This is a genomic window from Polaribacter sp. PL03, assembly GCF_033875165.1.
Classification (GTDB): domain Bacteria; phylum Bacteroidota; class Bacteroidia; order Flavobacteriales; family Flavobacteriaceae; genus Polaribacter.
Window position 1 is genome coordinate 1 of record NZ_JAWZSV010000013.1, and the last position, 6,665, is coordinate 6,665.

Annotated in this window: 4 protein-coding genes; all 4 read left to right on the forward strand. The window is 26.0% G+C overall.

The window, feature by feature from the left end; all coding sequences use genetic code 11:
- Nucleotides 1–1,162 precede the first annotated feature (1,162 nt).
- The 4 genes from SHK09_RS15025 to SHK09_RS15040 all read left to right on the forward strand — a co-directional run bounded on the left by SHK09_RS15025 (nt 1,163) and on the right by SHK09_RS15040 (nt 6,344).
- Nucleotides 1,163–1,588: a hypothetical protein gene (locus tag SHK09_RS15025; RefSeq protein ID WP_319811608.1), complete on the forward strand. Its 426-nt coding sequence runs from the start codon at nt 1,163–1,165 to the stop codon at nt 1,586–1,588.
- A gap of 173 nt (nt 1,589–1,761) precedes the next feature.
- Complete coding sequence (locus SHK09_RS15030; RefSeq protein WP_319811609.1) at nt 1,762–4,137, forward strand: hypothetical protein; 2,376 nt, start codon at nt 1,762–1,764, stop codon at nt 4,135–4,137.
- Between the two features lie 848 nt (nt 4,138–4,985).
- The gene (locus tag SHK09_RS15035; protein ID WP_319811610.1) at nt 4,986–5,615 is read left to right on the forward strand and encodes an AbiV family abortive infection protein; all 630 of its coding nucleotides are present in this window, start codon (nt 4,986–4,988) and stop codon (nt 5,613–5,615) included.
- A 174-nt stretch (nt 5,616–5,789) separates the two neighbouring features.
- Nucleotides 5,790–6,344 (forward strand): hypothetical protein, encoded by a 555-nt coding sequence (locus SHK09_RS15040; protein ID WP_319811611.1) that lies wholly within the window; start codon nt 5,790–5,792, stop codon nt 6,342–6,344.
- Nucleotides 6,345–6,665: the final 321 nt, after the last annotated feature.

The following is a 6,665-nucleotide window of genomic DNA, read 5'->3' on the forward strand; positions in this document are numbered from 1 at the left end:
GCTTTTTGCTTTTTTAAAAATGCTTCTAATTTTCCGGTGGAAAATTTGCCGCATTTTTAAATCGCAAAAATTTTTATACCAAAACGTTGTAAAAAACTGGTTGATTTCATAATTAAAAAGCAACAGTTCTTTTAAAACAGCATTTTACTTTTAAATGAAAAACTAAAAATACCTAGAAAATTATTTGAATAATTCTAATTTCTAATAAAGCAAAACTAAATTAAAATCTTTGTGGAAATTCTAATAAAATGAAAATTATAGAAAGTTGAAAAATTTCGATTTTATTATATAATCAAATATTAAAACCCAAAATGAAAATTTAAAATCTTTGCGGAATTTCTAGTAAAATGAAAATTACAATAAGCTGAAAAACTTAGAGTTTAAAAAAACTGAAATGAAAATTTAAATCTTTGTGGAGTATCAAATAAATGAAAAAATTTAGAAAGCTGAAAAATTGAACTTTAAAAATTAATTAAACGTTGAAAAAAGAGAAATGAAAAACCTGAATCAATAATTTAAGATTAGAAAATTCTATAAAACTCATTTTTTACGATTTGAATTTTTATCGAAACTTTAAAAAAAATATTGTAAATTTCATCAAAATATAGAACTAGTAATTAAGATACAGAATTTAATACGCATTTTACAACACCGTGTATAAAAAATTGCTAGTTTTAGCTTTAGTAAAGGTTGTTGCTTTTTTTGCTCACTCCTATTTTCCTTCGGAAAATAGCCGCTCACTTAAAACGCAACTTTCCATAACACAACAACGTTGTAAGCAATTTGAAAAACCACTCGAACTAAAAGAAAATATTTGAAATTGAAAGAAAAAAAAAGGAAAAAATAAATGGCAATTTTCAATTTTAATTATGTTAATTATTACTGGAATTTGTTTTGGCGTTTGGAACAGTTTGGTTGAGAAAAATGAATTGAAGAATTCAAAAACAGCAATCGGAACTATTATTTAAATTGAAGAACGATTTCAGAGAGGAATATTTATAAAATATGAATTTAAAGTAAATGAAAAAAAATATACTGAAAATCAAAAATTAACTGTAAAAAAGGAAACTATAAAAAACGGAGATAAATTTAAAGTTAATTATTCAGAAAAAAAACCTGAACACAATGAACATATTTTCGAGAAACGAATTGCTGAACATAAATGAAAAAACTAATAATAATTACGATTATATCCTTGACTTTATTCTCTTGTCAACAAATGACTTCATTGCATTCTGACAAAACTCTGACCAAAAAAATAGAAACCAAATTTAAGTCGAAATCAGAAACAATCGACTTAACTAAACTCAACAGTTTTGAATGGAAAGAATTATTAATTCTTGGACCATATTCTATGATTGATAATGTCGAAAAAAAGCTGAATTTAGATTTAGAAAATATTAAAGTAAATGGAATTGAATATATCGATTCTGTAAACCTCCTTGTTTTTATAAAAGATGGAAAATCTATTAAAATTTCAGAAGTTTCGAGAGAAATTGGAGACTTTGTAGATTTAGGAAAGATTATTGAAAAAAGGAACGCAAAATTTATAAAAACAGAAAACGGAAAAAATAAATTAGCTGAATAAAAAACTGCTTACAACACCGTATAAACTTTATTACTGGTTTTGGCTCACTTTGGAAATTCCTCCGGAATTTCGCCGTTCGTACTTTATTTACTAAATTCACTGCTTAAACAACGCAACAAAGCTTATACAACAACGTTGTGCTTAATCTGAAAAAAAATACAGTTAAAATATAAATGAACGAAAATAAAAAAAGCATTGATGAAATAATATCTGCTCTATACCTTGCAAAAACAGACAATAGAGAAAAGATGCTATCCGATTTAATATTAACTGTAATGTATAATATTGATAGTAAAGTCAATTTAAAAGATTTGAATTCTCATATTGATGAAATATTTCACTTAAAACCTATTGAGTATGAATTGCAAGAGTGCCTTGATAACTTAGTCGAGAATAAAAAAATTTCATGTAAAAATGAACATTATAGATTATTAGATGTTTCAACAGAATATATCCATAAAACACAACTTCAATTAGTTTCTACTAATAAGAAAAGGTATAATTCTTTTAAAGAAATAATTATTACACTATCGGTTGAAATAAAATTTGAAGAAACAGATATCACTTTACTTTGGAATGTTTTCAATGAATATCTTTTGGAGTGTTTCATGACTTTTGGAAAAAAAGCAATTAATATTTTTCTACCTTATAAAAATGATTTCTTAGGTGATGATTCTGCTTTACTTGAAAAATTCACTTCAAAGTTTGAAAATACAGATTTAATTAAGGTATTTAAAAAATTAACATTAGAATATCCAAATCTTTTAAATGATGCAGAATTAAGGCACCTAACAAGCTTAGCTACTCGTGCCGAAAAGTTCTATTCTTTAGGTGTACTTAAAGAAGAATATGAACAAATAAAAAATCTTCAAATCAAAGATTTAACAGTAGTACTTGATACAAATATATTGTACTCTATTTTAGAATTACGAAAACACCCTGAAGACACCGCTATCAATGAAATAATAAGAATTGCAAGAGAAAAACAAATTGATTTAAGACTTGTATTCCTGCCTAAAACCAATACGGAATTACAAAAGGCACGTAATTATTTAGAAAAAATAATACCAAAGGAAAATTTCAAAATATCGCATATAAAAGCCCTAATAGAATCAGATAAATTAGATTCATTTGCTAAAAAATATTATTTAAATAAATTAGATGATAGTGAAACACCTCACCCAAGTCAGAAAGTAAGATATGCAAGTGATGTGCTTAAAAACATGGAAATAATTATTTATAATAATGTTTTCAAAGAACTGGATGACAATAAAGAGCTTTTAAATGAATCTTTAATTGAGTACAAAGACTATGAGCGTTATTTCAATAATAAAAGTGATTTAAATGGATGGAAATTTAAGCTAAATAAAGATATTAATAAAATCGAACATGATGTCTTTTTAAGAGAAAGTATTAAAATTCTGAAATCAAAATTTAGTAATGAGAATGAAATGAAATTTGTGTGTTTAACTTTAGATAGAAGTTTAATTGGTTTTGACCAACATACAATTAAAACAAAATCTGAAAATGATAAAGAAGTTATAAACCCTAACTTTGTTCTACCTTCATTATTTATTAAAAAAATAAGACCTTTTATTCCAATAATTACGAATAATTATAGAAAAGCATTTATAACATCTCTTACAGTACCAGATTACGAAAAAGAAGACTTTGAAGAATCCTTGGTAGTACAAAAATCAATGTCATTTTTCAAGAAATTAGGAATAGATGATGAAGAAATAATTATAAACTGTATTAAAAGAGAATTATTCTTAAATGATTTTCTACAACATGAAAAAGACAATACAGTAGAATTATTTATAAAATCAGAGATTGCAATAGAACTAGATCAAATAAAGGATGAAAAAGAATCTTTAGCTCAAAAAATTAAAGATATTGATATTGAAAATACTGAAAAAATAATCACGTTAAATCATGAAAAAAATGAGATTGTTAAAGAAAAAATAAATATAGTATCAAAAAAAGATAATGACATTGAAAAATTAGAGAAAAACCTTAGTGAAAAGGAAAAAACTATCGAAAACTTAAATGAAAGAATTGAAAAAATAGAAAAAGAACAACAACGAGTTAATTCTGAAAATGAAGAAAAAATAAGAAAACAGAAATTTACAGATACAATTAAAACGTGGGAATCTGAAAAAAATGATTTTGTAAAAGAACAATGGATGTTCAGAAAAAAAGAATATGCAAAAGCATTAATCTATTCAATTATTGTATTTCTATTTTTATTGCTTGTAATTGCTGTCGGTTTAATATTAAAAGTTAATAAAGCAATCGTTTCATCAATTGTAAGCTACGGGATAAATGAATGGTTTATTTGGGGTGGTTTAATATTTTTAATAGCAATTGCATTATTCGCAAGGAGTTTTATATTTGATAAAACAAAAGTGAAAAATGGATGGATTTGGTTAATTACTAAATTCAATAAAAAAAATGAAACTGAATTAAAAGCTATAAAAGAGAAGGAGTTTATTGAGGTGTTTCTGAGCAAAAACAAAAAACCTATTTACAGCGGAGATAAAGACTAAGCACAACACCGTATAAAATTAATTGCTGGTTTTAGCCTATTTACGAAAGTTCTCGCAGGCTTTAAATTTGTGTTTTATTTACTGATTTTAGTACTTAAAACACGCAACTAATCTTATACATAAACGTTGTAAAAAACTTGCTGAAAGTATAATTTAAGAACAACAGATATTTAAAAATACATTTAGCTTTAAAGTCTGAAAACTCAAAAAAGCGAAATAAAACGTTTGAAAAATTAGGTTTTTGGAACACTCTCTCGCGAATCAAATTTTTGAAAAAAATAGAAGGTTTTTAGAAAGGAAAAATAGTCCTTTTCGTTCAGAGTTTTAAAACGCAAAAAAAAGGAAAAAGTTTGCGGAATTTAGCTTGTTTGAAAATATCTAAAAACTTGAAACTTCATTACTGTTTGAAACTAAAATCGCTGAATTGACAAAGTGTTATCTAAAAGTCGGAGAAATTCGTTTTTAAAGACAAATTAAGAAAGGCTGAGAGATTTCTAAGAGTAAAAAAAAGGTTTACTCATCTTCTGAATTAAAAGTCTGAGAAAACGTTGAAAATCCAAAATTGCGGAATTTCCTCAGAAACTCAAAAAAGAAAAAAAAGAAGTAGGAATTTTATAACTTGTAAAGTGGAAATTAAACACGCATTTTACAACACCTTGTATAAAAAATTGCTAAATTTGGCTTAATCAAAGGTTGTTGCATTTTTGTCAACTCCTATTTTCCTGCGGAAAATAGCCGTCGACTTAAAACGCAACTTTCCATACAAAACAACGTTGTAGGTAATTTAACCGAAATATACGGAACAACAATAATGTAGAAAAATCATAAAAAAAACTACTTAATAAAAAATGAAAGACTCATTTAAACTAATTCAACAATCAATTGAAATTTCTTCGGAAAATCTTATTGGGTTTAAAAAAAAAGAAGAGTTTGAAAAAACTTTATTTCATTTAAAAAGCTTAATTCTGAGTTCAAAAATGCTATTGGAAAATAAGTTCTTTACTCAATCTTTATTCCTAACAATAACGGCAATAGAAGAGATTGCGAAAATTGAAGTTTGTGTGACCAGAGGATTTGAAAATCGTGAATTAAGTAAAAGATCAAAAGACCCTCTATTTAATCATAAATCAAAACATTTTATGTCTGCAAATCCTGTGATGTTAGTTGGAGATCGATTACATAAAAGTATTGGTGAAAATAGAGTTAATCAAATATTTAAGGAACTTCAAGATGGTGAATTCGTTCAGATTCGAGAAAACTGTTTATACTTTCAAAGAAATAATAATTCATTATTACTACCAGATGAAATTATAGATGTCAAATTAGCTTTTGAAATGCTTTTGATTTCAATAGAAATGGTAGATGATAAATTTTGGGGATTAACTGCTGTAGCTTCCGTAATTTCAGATGAGTTAAATGATATCTATATTAACATTGAAAAAGATATGAATAAAAACTACCTACAACACCGTATATAATTTATTGCTGGCTTCTCGCCTACTTACGAAAGTCCTCTCGGACTTTCTTGGTCGGTAATTATTTACTAAATTAGTTGCTTGAAACACGCAACAAACCATATACAAAAACGTTGTGGTGCATTACAACATTGAATCCAAGAAACCTGAATTAATCACTCGAAAATTAAAAACTAAATGAATTTCTCAAAACATTGTGATTTATGTGAAAATGAAATAACATCTCTTGAGAAAGGATTGACTTGTAAATTAACTAACAAAAAGCCTGAATTTAAGAATACTTGTCCAGAAATTAAACTTGATAATAAATTTGTGAAAAAATTAGAAATTGCTAATTTGGAACTCGAAACAATAAAAAAAAAGAAAAACACAATTCTATTTTCTTTTTTCTTTTTAATAATAGTTGGATTTTTATTAATTTATAAAAGTAGTGCTTTTGCTAAAATGATGCTCAGTCCTATTTACTTTTGGTATTACAAAGTTGGACTAATTAGTGTCGGAGTTTCAAACATAATAGTTGCTTGCTTTAAACTAAGAGCATTTAAGGGGGAATTTGGAACTGCAAGACATAAGAAAAATAATATAGAAGAAGTATTAGAAAAATACGGAATTTGTTACGAATTGAAACTTGATTTTAAAGAAAAAATACACGGAATTCAAGAAGTAATTGTAAAAATGAATTTCAAAAATTGGAAAAAGAAACAAACCGAAACAACATATAAAATTAGCTGACAAAAAAATCTATTTAGGAAAACAAAAAAGCTGAATAATATATAAAGAATTGAAGGGAAAAATAAAAAACGACACCACAACACCGTATAAACTTTATTGCTGGTTTTAGCTCACTTGGGAAATTCCTCCGGAATTTCGCCGTTCGTGTTTTATTTACTAAATTCACTGCTTAAACAACGCAACAAAGCTTATACAAAAACGTTGTAATTCATTGCTCAGAAAAATCCAAACGCTGAATTGAAACGTGGGAAATATTGAATTTCTTTACTTTTAAATTTAAGAAAACTGAAAATTTGTGGAACACTCTCTCGCTCGTCAAAA

Bases quoted from the DNA above. Each gene is read 5' to 3' on its own strand.
- SHK09_RS15025 (WP_319811608.1), top strand. From the start codon at position 1,163: ATGAAAAAACTAATAATAATTACGATTATATCCTTGACTTTATTCTCT.
- SHK09_RS15030 (WP_319811609.1), top strand. From the start codon at position 1,762: ATGAACGAAAATAAAAAAAGCATTGATGAAATAATATCTGCTCTATAC.
- SHK09_RS15035 (WP_319811610.1), top strand. From the start codon at position 4,986: ATGAAAGACTCATTTAAACTAATTCAACAATCAATTGAAATTTCTTCG.
- SHK09_RS15040 (WP_319811611.1), top strand. From the start codon at position 5,790: ATGAATTTCTCAAAACATTGTGATTTATGTGAAAATGAAATAACATCT.